This is a genomic window from Erythrobacter sp. JB1-7, assembly GCF_057365015.1.
Genome location: NZ_CP200291.1, coordinates 1,770,704 through 1,784,999, shown reverse-complemented (window position 1 = coordinate 1,784,999; position 14,296 = coordinate 1,770,704). Strand labels below are relative to the sequence as shown.

At 56.5% G+C, this 14,296-nt stretch carries 15 protein-coding genes and 1 tRNA gene; 12 read left to right on the top strand and 4 right to left on the bottom strand.

Annotation, left to right across the window (positions count from 1 at the left end; all coding sequences use genetic code 11):
* Positions 1 to 114 precede the first annotated feature (114 nt).
* Positions 115 to 993 carry a hypothetical protein gene (locus tag AC0V6W_RS08720; protein ID WP_486149124.1) on the top strand — a complete coding sequence of 293 codons (879 nt, stop codon included), beginning with the start codon at positions 115 to 117 and terminating at the stop codon, positions 991 to 993.
* Between the two features lie 21 nt (positions 994 to 1,014).
* On the opposite strand, the gene AC0V6W_RS08715 is transcribed toward AC0V6W_RS08720, so the two are convergent.
* Genes AC0V6W_RS08715 through AC0V6W_RS08705 form a run of 3 tightly spaced genes read right to left on the bottom strand, consistent with a single transcriptional unit; the run spans position 1,015 to position 2,464 of the window.
* Positions 1,015 to 1,419 carry a helix-turn-helix domain-containing protein gene (locus AC0V6W_RS08715; protein WP_486149122.1) on the bottom strand — a complete coding sequence of 135 codons (405 nt, stop codon included), beginning with the start codon at positions 1,417 to 1,419 and terminating at the stop codon, positions 1,015 to 1,017.
* Entirely contained in the window at positions 1,343 to 2,026 is a 684-nt protein-coding gene (locus AC0V6W_RS08710; protein ID WP_486149120.1) for a type 1 glutamine amidotransferase domain-containing protein, read from the bottom strand. The genes AC0V6W_RS08715 and AC0V6W_RS08710 overlap by 77 nt, the downstream gene beginning before the upstream one ends.
* A gap of 30 nt (positions 2,027 to 2,056) precedes the next feature.
* A complete protein-coding gene (locus AC0V6W_RS08705) occupies positions 2,057 to 2,464 on the bottom strand; it encodes a nuclear transport factor 2 family protein (RefSeq protein ID WP_486151522.1) in 408 nt (135 codons plus the stop codon).
* A gap of 319 nt (positions 2,465 to 2,783) precedes the next feature.
* Here AC0V6W_RS08705 and AC0V6W_RS08700 point away from each other — a divergent pair, with 319 nt between their 5' ends.
* Positions 2,784 to 3,644 carry a helix-turn-helix transcriptional regulator gene (locus AC0V6W_RS08700; RefSeq protein WP_486149118.1) on the top strand — a complete coding sequence of 287 codons (861 nt, stop codon included), beginning with the start codon at positions 2,784 to 2,786 and terminating at the stop codon, positions 3,642 to 3,644.
* Positions 3,645 to 3,847: 203 nt separating this feature from the next.
* Here AC0V6W_RS08700 and AC0V6W_RS08695 read toward each other — a convergent pair.
* Positions 3,848 to 3,924 (bottom strand) — tRNA-Arg (locus AC0V6W_RS08695).
* Between the two features lie 165 nt (positions 3,925 to 4,089).
* Between AC0V6W_RS08695 and AC0V6W_RS08690 the strand changes: the two genes are divergently transcribed.
* The 10 genes from AC0V6W_RS08690 to AC0V6W_RS08645 all read left to right on the top strand — a co-directional run bounded on the left by AC0V6W_RS08690 (position 4,090) and on the right by AC0V6W_RS08645 (position 14,159).
* On the top strand, positions 4,090 to 4,470 hold the full coding sequence (locus tag AC0V6W_RS08690; protein ID WP_486149116.1) for a hypothetical protein: 381 nt from the start codon (positions 4,090 to 4,092) through the stop codon (positions 4,468 to 4,470).
* 64 nt (positions 4,471 to 4,534) lie between these two features.
* Positions 4,535 to 5,065, top strand: a complete 531-nt coding sequence (locus AC0V6W_RS08685; RefSeq protein WP_486149114.1) for an MmcB family DNA repair protein — start codon at positions 4,535 to 4,537, stop codon at positions 5,063 to 5,065.
* Positions 5,066 to 5,167: 102 nt separating this feature from the next.
* On the top strand, positions 5,168 to 5,944 hold the full coding sequence (locus tag AC0V6W_RS08680; RefSeq protein WP_486149112.1) for a sterol desaturase family protein: 777 nt from the start codon (positions 5,168 to 5,170) through the stop codon (positions 5,942 to 5,944).
* Positions 5,941 to 6,381 (top strand): DUF2141 domain-containing protein, encoded by a 441-nt coding sequence (locus AC0V6W_RS08675; RefSeq protein WP_486149110.1) that lies wholly within the window; start codon positions 5,941 to 5,943, stop codon positions 6,379 to 6,381. Before AC0V6W_RS08680 ends, AC0V6W_RS08675 begins: the two co-directional genes overlap by 4 nt.
* Positions 6,382 to 6,549: 168 nt before the next feature.
* Positions 6,550 to 8,670, top strand: a complete 2,121-nt coding sequence (locus tag AC0V6W_RS08670) for a PAS domain-containing protein (RefSeq protein ID WP_486149108.1) — start codon at positions 6,550 to 6,552, stop codon at positions 8,668 to 8,670.
* Between the two features lie 90 nt (positions 8,671 to 8,760).
* Entirely contained in the window at positions 8,761 to 10,146 is a 1,386-nt protein-coding gene (locus AC0V6W_RS08665; protein ID WP_486149106.1) for a M48 family metalloprotease, read from the top strand.
* A gap of 45 nt (positions 10,147 to 10,191) precedes the next feature.
* On the top strand, positions 10,192 to 10,908 hold the full coding sequence (locus AC0V6W_RS08660) for a DsbA family protein (protein WP_486149104.1): 717 nt from the start codon (positions 10,192 to 10,194) through the stop codon (positions 10,906 to 10,908).
* Positions 10,908 to 11,909 (top strand): M48 family metalloprotease, encoded by a 1,002-nt coding sequence (locus AC0V6W_RS08655; protein ID WP_486149102.1) that lies wholly within the window; start codon positions 10,908 to 10,910, stop codon positions 11,907 to 11,909. Before AC0V6W_RS08660 ends, AC0V6W_RS08655 begins: the two co-directional genes overlap by 1 nt.
* 161 nt (positions 11,910 to 12,070) lie before the next feature.
* Entirely contained in the window at positions 12,071 to 13,393 is a 1,323-nt protein-coding gene (locus AC0V6W_RS08650) for a sensor histidine kinase (protein ID WP_486149100.1), read from the top strand.
* Entirely contained in the window at positions 13,362 to 14,159 is a 798-nt protein-coding gene (locus AC0V6W_RS08645; RefSeq protein ID WP_486149098.1) for a LytR/AlgR family response regulator transcription factor, read from the top strand. Before AC0V6W_RS08650 ends, AC0V6W_RS08645 begins: the two co-directional genes overlap by 32 nt.
* Positions 14,160 to 14,296 lie beyond the last annotated feature (137 nt).

The window sequence follows — 14,296 nt, the reverse complement described above, 5'->3', positions numbered from 1 at the left end:
CGAGGCTCGGGCTCTTCAGACAAGGAATTTATGGTGCAAATTTCAACATTTCGATTGTGCGCGGGTTGGACGGTACCTTTGTCGCTCGGGTTGGCCATCGCAGCGTGCGGCGAGGTGTCACAAGCACCGGAAGACAGCGCCACGAGCGAACCAGATGCACCTGATGATGAAGCCAAGTCTTCCTCGACTTCAGTCGCTGAGTGGGACGGCAAAAAACGGCGGGATACAGATGCGATCGTAACGCTCGCTTTCGATGGGGAGGCGACTGCTATCCTCCTTAATGGGGAGCCGGCCACAGCCCTGATCGACAGCAAGGGCAAAACCGCGAAAGTGCTCATCGCGTCAGACGATACGGGCATATCGTGCGAAAACACTTTCATCGTGACGTTCAAGGACGCCGAGAAGGGGCAATTGGCTGCAAATCATTGCCATGGTGATACCAGCTTCACCATCACTCCAGGAGAATTCACCAATGCCCTCCTGACCAAAGAAGACGTCGACAATCCTGATGATGACAGCCCTTCGGAGACTGATCCGATTGATTTTCCATTGTCATATAAATGGAGCGCAAATGGGTTTGAACAGATTCCTGCCCGCTATGAATGGATGGGCGGCGCTTCTGCTGATGGCGGCGCATATGCGTCTTTGGGCGTTCCCGAGACAGACGACACCATCTTTTCCGCATTATGCGAAGGTTCAGGCGTATCGGCATTTGTGATGCTCTATGACCGCGAGCCGCAAATTGGCATGACGGAAAGCCTTAAGATTGAAGTCGAGGGCCATCCCGTTCGCTCTTACACGGTAGCGGGAGAGAGTTACGGGGACGGCGTTGCATTTAACCTCCGCCTGCCAGCAAGCGACCCTGTCCTTGGCGAATTAGCGGGTGGAGAGTGGGCGTATTGGCAAATGGGTTCGAGCAGCGGCAGAGGAAAAATTCGGACCTCTTTGAAAGGTGCGAGCGGACCTTTTTCGGGCCTAGTGGAGCAATGCTGACAGAGACACGGAAATATTGGCTCAGGTTTGCCAATTAAAGATCAACGTCGAGCACGCAACGAATTCGGAACTAGCAATTGTGAGAAAGGCGCCGGTCGATTTTCGCTCGAACAACGAAACCCCAAGAAGATCTTCGAGTTTCCCTATGCGTCGCGAAATGGCAGATTGACCCACACCGAGCTTTAAACTTGCTTGGCGAAAGCTGGTAGTCTCAGAAACGGCAAGCAATATCTCCAAATCTCTTGCGCTGATTTGACTGATCACCGACCTGACGCCGTGATTTTCTAAGCTGTTGGTGGGATTGTTTATGTTCTGCTCGCGGCTTATATTAACAGCTCCTCCGCGCAGATCACCTAAGCGCCTGCAGCAGTTTCTCTGCGACTGGGGCCGATGATGCTGGGTTCTGGCCAGTGATGAGATTGCCATCCTGCAAGACGAATGGCGAGAAATCGTCAGCCTTCGTATATTTACCACCACGCTGTATCAGCGTGTCTTCGACAAGTGCGGGCACGACATCGGTCAATCCAACAGCGTCCTCTTCACCATTCGTAAAGCCTGTTACGTTGCGGCCGGACACTAGGTGCTGTCCCAACTCGTCAAGGACGTTCACTAGCGCGATCGGTGCGTGACAAACGGCGGCAACTGGCTTGCTCTGTTTCCAGAAATCTTGGATCAAACCGATTGAATTTTTATCGTCAATAAGATCCCACAAAGGCCCATGACCGCCGGGATAGAATACAGCATCAAAGTCTTCGGCCCTCACATCCGACAACTTCTTTGTCGCGGCCAATGCAGCCTTGGCTTCGTCATCCGCTTGGAAACGGTGCGTCGCTTCGGTCTGAAAGTCAGGTTGATCCGATTTCGGGTCCAGGGGCGGCTGACCACCTGCCGGGGAAGCCAACGTCACTTCGTGGCCAGCGTCCTTCATGACGTAATAGGGGGCTGCAAACTCTTCGAGCCAGAAGCCTGTCTTCTCTCCTGTCTCTCCCAGTTGGTCGTGGGAAGTCAGCACGATTAGGATGTTCTTTGGCATGGTGGCACCTTTCATTTGTCGATCTGAGCTTCAGTCAGATAGGTCTGTCTTACCAAGCTCGCGGTACCATTTCGCGTTATCCCAAAAGCTGGTTGTATGTATTATTCTACCTGCGTCATTGAACTCGAAAATAAAGAAATGGCGCACATTGTAGGTTCGACCTTTGCTGGCCACTCCAAAGGCTTCTTTTTCTTGAGTACCCATTATGTCGACATCGACAAACGCAAACCGATCATCCCCGCTTTGACGGATCGATCGAACTTCATTCTTCAGATTTGGGAAAGCATCGATGAGAACGCCCCAACTTCCTGGACCTACTTCTTCAACTGGCCCCGAGAGCTCGAAAAGAACATATTCCACAACTCCTTGCGGCTCAAACAAGTCAACCATCGATGGCACGTCTTGCCTGTTGTATCGCACAAAAAATTCCCGTGCTATCTTGATAACTGAGGATTCATCATTCGTCGTATCTACCGTCCTTTCAGATGCCAGTTGACCAAGAACCTAAATTCGAAATTTCGGAAGCCGCTTCACTTCTTGAAAGTAAGTCTTCTGTATTCGACGTATAAAATTCGCTTTGTCCGTTTCCGCTTCTTTAGAGTAGATCAATCTCGCGTTGATTTCTGCCCCAATCAGAAATCTTCATCACCTTAATTTTCTTTGCTATGACGTGTCTTCTATGATCTGCGCCGGATACCAGCATTCGCGCAGGAACACGGATCACGGTCAACTCGAGCTGCCGGTTATGAGGTGACGCATGACATACAAGGAATACTACGCGTCAGGGCCGCACGCCGAGTTCGTGTCGCACATCAGCGATCTGGGTGCAGCGCCGTTCACCGTATTCGATGTAGTCCACCCACGAGGGGACTACCCCGATCCGCCCATGCCGGAGTTTGCCCTGTTCGCTATCACAAAGGGCACCGCGCAAAGTCATTTTGGTTACGGTGGACGCAGGACTACAGCTCGCTGTATGCCCGGCACGCTCGGCCTTGCACCTCCAAACGTATTGGCCGAATATACGGTAGATGGCCCATTGGGCTATGTAGGATTGGCGTTTCCGGCGTCTTCGGTTGACCATTTCTTCGACGGAGACGGAGCGCAATATCTGGCCTCCCTCCATGAAGGTACATTTCGGAACGACGCCCTAGCCTCGCTACTTCCAGTTATCTCACAGGAAGCCGCAACAGGTCATTTGTCTGCTGATATCGTTGCTGACTCGATCTTTGTTACCATTCTAAGCTTATTGGCGGCAGCCGCTCGATCACCCGCAAAACCCTTACGAGGCGCTCTGCTCTCGTCACGTCAGCAAAGAATCCTGACAGAGTACGTCAATGACAACCTCGGTCACGCTATTCGCCTCTCAGAATTGGCCGACCTAATCGACATGTCGCAAGCTCATCTGGTTAGGGCGTGCAAAGCGTCTTTTGGGATGACACCCCATCGCCTCGTCGTATCCCGGCGTGTCGACAAAGCATGCGCAGCTATTCGTGATACCGATGAACCACTCGCGAAGATTGCAGTCGCAGTAGGTTTTTCCAGCCAGAGCCACATGTCTGACACTATACGCCGACATATGGGAATGACACCTCAGAAGCTGCGTCGATATCGATTTTGAGTCGGCTCGTCGACTAGATGAAGATTAGTTCCGGACAATGTGCAACCCAGTAGATGCCGCACGAGGGAACACTTGGGTTAGTAGGGCAGAGAAAATGCCGACCTTGCTCCCCAGTCCCGATAATGGCAACTCAAGTAAGCAGCGCGTAAGCAGCGATCTAACTAATGCACGAAACAGTAAGGCGCTGTTTTGCTTGGTGAAATTGGCGCACCCGAGAGGATTCGAACCTCTGGCCTCTGCCTTCGGAGGGCAGCGCTCTATCCAGCTGAGCTACGGGTGCGGGCCAGCTTTGTCCTATGCCGGGGGCGCGCTTTAGCAAGACCTGCGATGCTTTGCCACACTAATGTCGCGGCCTTGCTGCTCGCGCACTCTCGGCCAGCCTAATTGCACAAATGGCAAGCTCCACTTTAACCCTTCGGCAAGTCTGCGCCGATAAGATAAGTCAATGTCTGCCCTTCCCCCCGAACAGATGCGCGCCATGCGCAATACCGCCGCAAAACCCGCTGGCTCATTAACCGAGCGCTGGCAGGATCTGCACAGTCAGGCCGCGCAATTGGCGCGGTTGGCGCAGCTTTCGGATGAGCCATTTGAGGGCGATCTGGCTGCTATCCCCACCATGCTGAACAAGGCGACCGAGTGGCAGCGCGAGCTGGCTTGGCAGACGATTGAGGATATCGATGCGATGATGCAGCCGGGCATGGTTGCCTTGTGCTCTATCAGCGCGCGCGGGCAGGACGTAAACGCTCCGGCGCTCGCGCTGTGGCGCGAATTTCATTCCGCTCGCGGCACCGTGATGAAATTGGCCAAACAGGGCGCGGACGGCTGAGGTTTTCGTCCCATTTGGGCACAATTCACTTGACCATGTTCGTGCAATGTTCCAGCAAGAGAGCATGGCATCCGCAGCTCTCTCTCGGCCCGATCAGGCACCGTCAATCACTTCATCCGATAACGAAGTGCCGCCTGCGACATCGTCGCGCGATGTTGCGCGCGGGATCGCCCGATTGTTTGCGCGCAATGGCATCTGGTGCCTTCCAGAAATGCCACTCAAAAATGGGCGGCGGGCGGATCTGATGGGGATCGATGCCAAGGGCTTGATTGTGATTGTTGAGATCAAAGTCGCGCGCGCTGATCTGCTGGGCGATACCAAATGGCCCGATTACCTCGATTTTTGTGACCGGTTCTTCTGGGGCGTTCCCCCGGGCCTCAACCGGGAACCTTTGGCGAGCGAAGCGTACCGCCCCGATGAATGCGGTGTGATTGTGGCTGATGGCTATGATGGTGAAATTATCCGTCACGCCAGCCTCAATCCGCTGGCACCGGCTCGGCGCAAATCTCAAGTGGAACACTTGGCACGCGCCGCCTTGCGCCGGCACACCATGGCTCTCGATCCGGAATGCGTGCCCCCCGGCGTGGCTGAGTGACAAGGCGCGTAGGCAAGCAGCCGTCTTGAGTATTACACGCGGATAGGCAAATTTGGAGACGCCCCTCTATCCGCGGCCTCCGAACTGCGGCATATACGCTTCATGCTCAGTCCCAATATGCCCGTTCCGCTTGCTCTGCTGATTGTCAGCCTTGCGGTTTCGGCGATTGTGGCTTTGCGTTATTTTCTCGCGAGCGGACTGTTTGCCTGGGTGACAGCGCGGCTGCGGCCCGGATTATACGCGGGCAAATCGCGCCAGATCGGCCGCGAAATCCGTTGGTCAATGATCGCAGCGCTGATTTACGGCAGCCCTGCGGGCATCGTCTTTTGGGGCTGGAACCATCACGGCTGGACGCTGCTCTACACTGATATCAGCGCCTATCCTGTTTGGTATATGCCGCTATCGGTGCTGCTCTATCTGTTTGTGCAGGACAGCTGGTTTTACTGGAGCCACCGGGCAATGCACCATAAACGCCTGTTCCAATTGGCCCACGCCGTCCACCACGACAGCCGCCCGCCCACCGCATGGTCCGCGATGAGCTTTCACCCTATCGAAGCGGTGACCGGCGCGATTGTCGTGCCCCTGCTTGTATTTGTAGTGCCGATCCATATCGCCATGGTCGGCATTGTGCTCACCATCGCGACGATCATGGGGGTTACCAATCATATGGGCTGGGAAGCGTTTCCGCGCTGGCTTGTTCATTCTCCATTGGGACATTGGCTGATAACAGCGAGCCATCACGAAAAACACCACGAGGAATATCGATGCAATTTTGGCCTGTATTTTCGCTTTTGGGATCGCGTTTGCGGGACAGATCGCGGCCTATCAAAGCGGATGACAGCAACCCCGCCACCCCGCGCATCGGCGGATCTTTCGTGAAGCGCGCGGCGCTGATTGGCGCAGGATTGTATGCGGGCGTTGCCGCGGCTAGCCCGGCAGCTGCGAACGAGGTCCAGATTACCATCACTGATCTGCGCTCAGACAAAGGCGTGGTGCGCGCGTGCATGACGACGAAAGAGGCAATCTTTCCCAAATGCCGCAAAGATCCCGCCTCGCACCGGACCGTCGTGCCTGCGGGCAAAACTGTCACGATCACATTCAAGGATGTGAAGCCGGGCGATTATGCCATCGCATTGCTGCATGATGAGAATGACAATGGCAAAGCTGACCGCGCGCTCGGCATGATGCCCAAAGAAGGCTATGGCTTTTCGCGGGACGCCAAAGTGCGCATGGCCCCGCCCAAGTTTAAAGATGCCGTATTCGAAGTGGGCGATGCGCCGCAAAAACTTAAGATAAAGATGCGGTATTTCCTCTAGAACTCGCGCGCGCAGGCACGCCCTATCCGGCGCTTTTTTGACGTGGGCAATGCGCTCAATCTCGCTTTTGCTGCAACCGAGGCGACTTTTCCGCGCAACTTAACGCAATGTTTACCACGACCGTCCAAAACCAAATCTGCAACCGTTTAACAAGGGGCAATGCGGGCCATGGACGATGTGCGCGGCACTTTCGGTACCAACGAGAAGACTGACCAGACTGAAGATTGGGCAACCCCCGATGCTGACGCTGCGCATGATGGCCCTCCCGCTGCGATTGGCCAGGATGAGCGGCGCATGCAGGTGCGCGCCTACAATCACTGGGCCAGCCTTTTGGGCGAACGCAGCTTTCCTTCGATAGAAGAACTCCATCCCGAAGACATCTCGGACTTTGGCCCCAATTCGGTGCTGCTTGATTTCTCGGTCGGGATTGAAGACCCTGCAGTGCAATATCTTGGCGACAAGCTGGCCGAAGAATGCGGTGCGACAGGCGAGATTAACAAGCTGTCCGATGTGCCCGCTCGTTCGCTGCTCAGCCGAATCACCGATCATTACATGCAAATCCTGGCCAATGAGGCACCGATTGGATTTGAGGCCGAATTCGTCAATCGCGAAGGCGCAGCGATCCTGTATCGTGGCATTCTGCTGCCCTATTCCAGCGATGATGAAACCATCGATTTCATCTATGGCGTGATCAACTGGAAGGAAATGGCCGACCAGGCGACCGCCGATGAGCTGCTGCTCGAAATTGACCAGGCGCTTGAGGCGGAGCCGGTGGAAGAGGATGAGGCGCACAAGCACCCCAGCGATCCCGTGACCGAATGGGCCGCGTCCTCGCTCGATGATTTTGACGAGCTGACCGATCTGACCCCGGCGAATGAAGACGATATCGAACCGCCTTTGGTGCTCGAAGTTGAAGCGGAGGCCGCCAATGATGTGTTTGAGCTTGGCCTGGATCAAATCGACGAAACAGACGCTGGCGATGAACCCGAATTGCCCGCTGAAACCAAAAGCAAGACCGCAAGCCTGCTCGATCTGGGCGGCTGCGATGCCGCGTTTGATCATGAGCTGGGCGCTGATAGCGATCTGCCGGATTTCGCGCAATACAAGCTTGAAGACCCCGAAGAAGAAGAATTCGATGATGACTTCGAATCGGGCGAAGACGAGGCGGCCTATCATTTCGCGTCGCTTGCCGATTATCTGGAAACACCAACCAAAAAGGCGATCGATCTCGATGCCGAGATGAAAGTGCCAGACGAAATTGATCGTGACGCATTTCCTCATACGGAAGACCAAGCTGGTGAGGGCCAAGGCGCCGAAGACCAAGGCGACAGCAACAGCGACGATATACGCGATGAGTTTGCCGATGCCGATAGCGATAGCGATACGAGCGCTGAAGACACGGCCATAAGTGACAGTGTTGAAGAGGCTCCGCTCGAACTGGGCGGCGCGTTTGAAATCGAAGACGCTGAAACGGATGACACGCCAGTATTGGATACCCCTGTATCGGATACGCCCGTATTGGTCGGCGCAGCTGGTGATGCGTCTGGCGATGAAAGCGCGTCTGTAGAAAACGTAACAGACACTCCGGCAGATAACGACGTAAGTGATGATCTGGCTGACGATTACGCCGATCACGATCATGCCGATAATGCTGACGCCGATTCGCAAGCCGCAGCCCTTGGCAATTCCAGCTTGCAAATCTACCTCGCCTCGGCCCGCGAGCTGGTGCAAACCGCGCTCAAAGCGGAAGACCGGAGCCGCAGCGCGCTCTATGCCGCGGTCAGCCGCGCTTATGACTTCTCTCTCGAAGCCAAAAAAGCGCCGGCTGATTACGAAAAGCTCATCGCACAAAACGGCCTTTCCGCGCAGGACCGGGCGCCGATGACACCGATTGTTAAACTTGTGTTTGGCCGCGACTACGACAAAACGCGCCTCACCGAATATGCTGCCGTTCTGGCCCATGCACACCGGCATGAACTGGGTTATGGCGCACTTGCGCAATTCCTCGCCGATGCGGATGGCGGCCTTAAAGGGGTCGTTCAGGCCGAGCGCCGCCTGCGCCGCGAAGAGAGCGGCAAACCGGTCGAAGCGAAACACACACCCCGTGCCGCATTGGCCAAAAAACTGCGTAAGCTTGAAGGGCAGGCGATTGAAGAGATCGCAGCCGATGGCCCGGAATTTGCACTTGTCATGGTGCGCCGTGATGGCAATGGCGGGGTCGAAATCCTGGGCGAAATCGGCGATGACGCGCCCATGATTGAACGCGCGGCGAAAAAGCTGATTGGGTGATCTTTGGCATAGGCCGGACCCAATAAAACGCATTAAAGCGCTGCGAAATTTGCGGTTTCAGTTCCCGTTCAGGTCAAAACCCGCTACGCCATGGGGATGCGCGCCGCTTATCAATCCGCTTACAAAATGGCTGCCTATTGCCTCGCGTTGATCGCGTGCTTTGCCACCATTGTTACACCTGCATTTGCGCAAAGCGTGCTGCGCGATGCGGAAACCGAACAATTGCTGATCGATATGAGCGCGCCGCTGATCGAAGCCTCCGAGCTTGAACCCGGCAATGTCGATATCGTGCTTATCAACGATCCTTCCATCAACGCTTTCGTGGCGGGCGGGCAAGTCGTTTATGTCCATGCCGGACTGCTCAATGCAGCGGACACCGCGAACGAAGTGCAAGGCGTGATCGCGCACGAATTGGGTCACATCACCGCAGGCCACGTGGTGCGCTTTAACGAACGCACCCGCGCGGCTAATGGCATCACGATCCTTTCGCTTTTGCTGGGTGTGGGCGCGGCGCTTGCAGGCGCGGGCGATGCGGCGCTGGGCGCGATTATGGCGGGCCAACAGGCGGCTTTGGGCAGTTTTCTCGCCTTCAACCGCAATCAGGAAGCCGCAACCGATCTCGCCGGCGCGCGCTATCTTTCAGGCGCTGGTATCTCCGGGCGCGGCATGATCAGCTTCTTTGAAAAACTGCGCAATCTCGAAATTCGCCGCGGCTTCAGCCAGGCGGACGAAGCTGCCTATGGACGCACCCACCCACTTTCAGGCGACAGGATTTCGACCCTGCGCGGTTTGCTTGAAGAAGATCCCGCCTGGGACACGCCCGATGATGCCGCATTGCAGGAACGCTTCGCCCGCGTTCAGGCCAAGCTGTATGGCTATTTGGCTGAACCGTGGCAGACGCTCAACCTCTATCCGGAAAGCGATACCAGCGCGGCAGCGCGATATGCGCGCGCTTATGCCTATCACAAGGATGCGCAGGTGGAGAAAGCTCTGGCGGAGGCGCAGGCGCTGCTCGATCTGGAAGCGGAAAATCCGTATTTCCTTGAATTGCAAGGGCAAGTTCTGCTCGAATCGGGCCGCCCGCAGGAAGCGCTCGCCCCCCTGCGCCGTGCGACCGAGCTTACACTCAACCAGCCGCTGATTGCATCCATGTTTGGCCACGCACTGATCGCGACTGAGGATACCTCAAACTATCCAGAGGCGGAGCGTGTTCTGCGTGCAGCGGTGGCAAAAGACCGGTTTAATCCTTTTGCGTGGTATCAGCTGGGCGTGGTCTATGCCGAACGCGGCGATATCCCGCGCGCCAAACTCGCCAGCGCAGAACAGCAGGTGATGGCGCGCCAGTATCCCCAAGCTTTGCGCAGCGCGCAGGCGGCAGAGGCTGGCTTGCCGCGCGGCACCCCTGATTGGATCCGCGCGCAGGATATCAGCCTGCAAGCGCGCGCCGAACTGGAAGCTCTGCGCGATCGCCGCTAGGGCGCAAGCGCACCGGCCAACGACTTTTTCAGATAGGTTCACCCCATGCCCGCAGCTTTTCGCAATTCGCTTTTAACCGCGCTTTTGGCGCTGGCCTTTGGCTTTTTGGGAGCGGCAACCTGGTCCTATTCCGGTCTGGCTGATGCCCGCACGCAGGCGTTTCTGCTCGAAAACCCTGACATGCTGCCGAAAATGGCCGAAGCCTATCAAGCTCAAGAGGGTCAAAAGCGCCTCGCCGATTTGGGCGATGATCTTTACACCCCGGCAGCTGGAGTTGTGCGCGGGAACCCCAATGGTTCAAGAACTCTGGTCAAGTTCACCGATTACAATTGCGGCTATTGCGAAGCCAGCCTTGCCGATGTTGACCAATTGGTCCGCGAAGACCCTGATTTGAAAGTGATTGTGCGAGAAATGCCCCTGTTCGAAGGCAGCGAAGCGGCCGCGCGCATGGCCATGGCCGCCGGGATGCAGGGCAAATTTGAACAATTTCACCTCGCAATGTTTGCGCGCAGCCCTGTAACCCCGGAAAGCCTTGCCGCCGCAGCAACCGCAGCGGGGCTTGATATGGCCAAAGCGGAAATGGACGCGAAATCCGAAGCCGTGACTGTCGAACTGGCCAAGAATTTCAGCTTTGCCCGGACATTGGGCTTTGATGGAACCCCTGCATGGGTAGCGGGCGGCAAAACACTCAATGGCGCAGTTGGGTATGATACCTTGAAAGAAGCGCTCGACAATCCGGTTAGCGCGCCCAGCGACAGCTGATGCAGCGCGCCTCCACCCGGCGGGCCTCTCTGGTCGGGGCGCTCGCGGTTGCACTGGCAGCAATCGCGCCCGGCAATGCCGCAGACCCGCCGGCAGACTTGTCCAAAGAACGCGCAGCGATCCTCGCATTTCAGGCCAAGGATCAGCTGTTGCAGGATGTCGGCTGGAAACTGGTTCGCGGCAATGCCGGTTTTTGCGAGCGCGCGATCCCTTCCATCGGCCTCCAACTCCACGATCTTGCCAGCTATTCAGACCCAGACGCGGCTCGCACAGCGCTTGGGCTAAGCGGTGATTTTGCCGTACAGACCGCGGCGCATGGATCGCCGGCCGCGAACAGCGGCGGTTTCACAGCCAATCGCGAGATCACGGCGCTGGGCGCGGCCAACCCCAATGGATGGGATGCAGACGCCCGGATGGATTGGCGCCGCCTTACGCGCGCACACGACTTTATCGATAGCCATTTGGCTGAGCGCGGCGCCATCGCGGTGCGCTTTGCCGATGGAGCCGCCACCACGGTCAAAGCCGAACCCGTCTGCGCCACCCGATTTGAACTGGCAGGCGGCAATTCGAAAGCCGTTGCAGAAGGAAGGCGCGTGGTGATCGGCACGCGCTTTGTCGGCTTCAGCTATGCAGAGGAGCTGTTCGCAGCCGCCATCGCGCATGAACTGGCGCACAATCTGCTTTCTCACCGCGCATGGCTTGACCAAAACAAACGCAAACGCCGCCATATTCGATTGACTGAACGGGAAGCGGATCGGTTGATGCCGTGGCTGCTCGCCAATGCGGGATATGACCCGCAGGCTGCGGTCACTTTCATGCAAACCTGGGGTCCGCGCCATGATGGCGGATTATTTCGCGCGCGCACGCATGATGGCTGGGATGAACGCGCAGAATTCATCGCGGCAGAAATTCCGCAGATCAAGCAATTGATGGAGGCCACCGGAAAAGCGGACTGGCGCACCCATTTCCGCCGGGCAATCGATCCTGACAAAGGGCTATAGGATACGCAAAAGTTGCGCCATACGACTTCGCGCTCGCCGCCAGCGCACCCCGTTAGGCGCACGCTTTTTTCCGCCGAACTTGCGCCCAATGGTTGCCCCTTCGCGCCCGGAATGCGCTTACCCCCTCCTAACCTTGTGATTTTGCGCTATACGGGTTCGCTATGGCCGTGCTTCCAATTCAGCCAGCACCGTTTTTCGCCAGTAAGAACCGCGCCTTCTGGTATCTCCAGTTTGCCGGTTGGGGCGGTGCATTTCTGCTGCGCTCTGCAGCAGCACTCGCGAATGAGCGGCCACTTGATCTGCTCGCGGTTATCCTCGTCAACACGATCACGGGCTTTTCGATCACTTTGGTGCTGTCGGTCGTTTATCGCCAGCTAATCGCGCGCCAGCCTTTCATCACCTGGGGCGGCACTGTGCTGGTGCTGATCGGCGCGGTTGTCATTCACGCCTCGCTCGATGCTTGGGTGCAGGGCATCTATTACGGCATCAGCCGCGAGACGACCTTTGCCCAGCGCTTTATCGGCATCACTTATATTCCGCTCACTCTGCTCGGCGCGTGGAGCGCGCTTTACTTCGCGATCAATTACTTTTTGACGGTGGAGCGGCAACAGGATCGCCTCGTGCGATTGGAAGCGCAAGCCACCGCCGCGCAGCTTGCCATGCTGCGCTATCAGCTTAACCCCCATTTCCTGTTCAACACGCTAAACTCGATCAGCACACTCGTGCTGCTGAAGCAGACAGAACCTGCCAATGCGATGCTCACCAGGCTTTCAAGTTTTTTGCGCCATACGCTGATCACCGAACCGGGCAGCCAAGTGACGCTGGAACAGGAGATTGAAACGCTCCAGCTCTATCTCGATATTGAACGCATGCGATTTGAAGAGCGATTGCGCACCCATTTTGATGTCGAGGACGAAGCGCTGGAGGCTTGCCTTCCATCCATGCTGTTGCAACCGCTGGTCGAAAACGCGATCAAATATGCGGTGAGCCCGCAGGAAGAAGGCGCGCGCATTTCGCTTTCCGCCAAGGTGGTGGGGTCGCGTTTGCGGATGAGCGTATCGGATACAGGCCCCGGCATTGACGGCCCCTTGCAGCACAACCTGCTCGATCTGACGGCGCAGCCCACCGGACGCGACAACACCATATCAACGGGCGTGGGCCTCGCCAATATCCGCAATCGCCTCACACAGGCCTATGGTGATGAGCATATTTTTGACACCAGCTCAAAACCGGGCGGCGGGTTCAGCGTCACTATCGAAATTCCCTTCCAGCCTGCGCGAGAGCCGGAACCATCCGTGCTGGAAGGAGCGCTTTCCGGCAATTCTGAGCCTCCATCCCAAATCGCAGATGACGCGCCACAGGAACGTCCCGAGAACGCGCCTGAGAATTCATCTGAAAATGCAGCCGACATCACCAATATCCTCAATCCCCCCGCCCAATTGGACAAACACAATGACCATTCGAACAATCCTCGTCGACGATGAAAAACTTGCCATTCAAGGCCTTCAAATCCGGCTTCAGGCGTTTGAAGATGTCGAAATAATCGACACCTGCTCCAATGGCCGCGAAGCGATCCGCAAGATCAAGACCGAGAAACCCGATCTTGTTTTCCTCGACATTCAAATGCCGGGATTTGACGGGTTTTCGGTTGTGAAAGGCGTGATGGAGATCGAACCCCCGCTGTTCGTGTTCGTCACCGCTTATGAAGAGCACGCAATCCGCGCGTTTGAGGCGAATGCGGTGAATTACCTGATGAAACCTGTCGATGAAGATAAACTCGCCGACACTATCGAGCGTGTGCGCCAACGCATTGCGGAGAAGAAATCAACCGACGATGCGGAACAATTGCTCGGCGTGCTGTCCGAAGTCGCGCCCGATCGCGCCATCGAATTTGGCGATGATACGGGCGAAAGCGCGGAACGCTTTGAAAAACTCATCAATGTGAAAGATCGCGGGCAAATCTTCCGGGTCGAAGTCGATTCGATTGAGCGGATCGAGGCGGCGGGCGATTATATGTGCATCTACACCGCCGAAAATTCGCTGATCCTGCGCGAGACCATGAAAGATCTGGAGCGCCGCCTGGATCCGCGCGTGTTCCAACGTGTGCATCGCAGCTGGATCGTCAATCTCGATCAGGTCCGCCAGGTCAAACCGCATACCAATGGCGAATGCTTCCTTGTGCTCGATTCGGGTGCTGAGGTGAAAGTGTCACGCAGCTATCGCGATGTGGTCGCACGGTTCGTGCATTGATGTTTGTGTTCGCCCATCCGGGCGAACTCCAATAAAACGTCTGAAGGTTTCACCGGTTCTTGGTCACCGCAGTCAGAGGCCGACTGGCCGACCGCAGCGGGCCTGTAGCGAAGCGAAAGGCGTCTAGCGAGGACGCG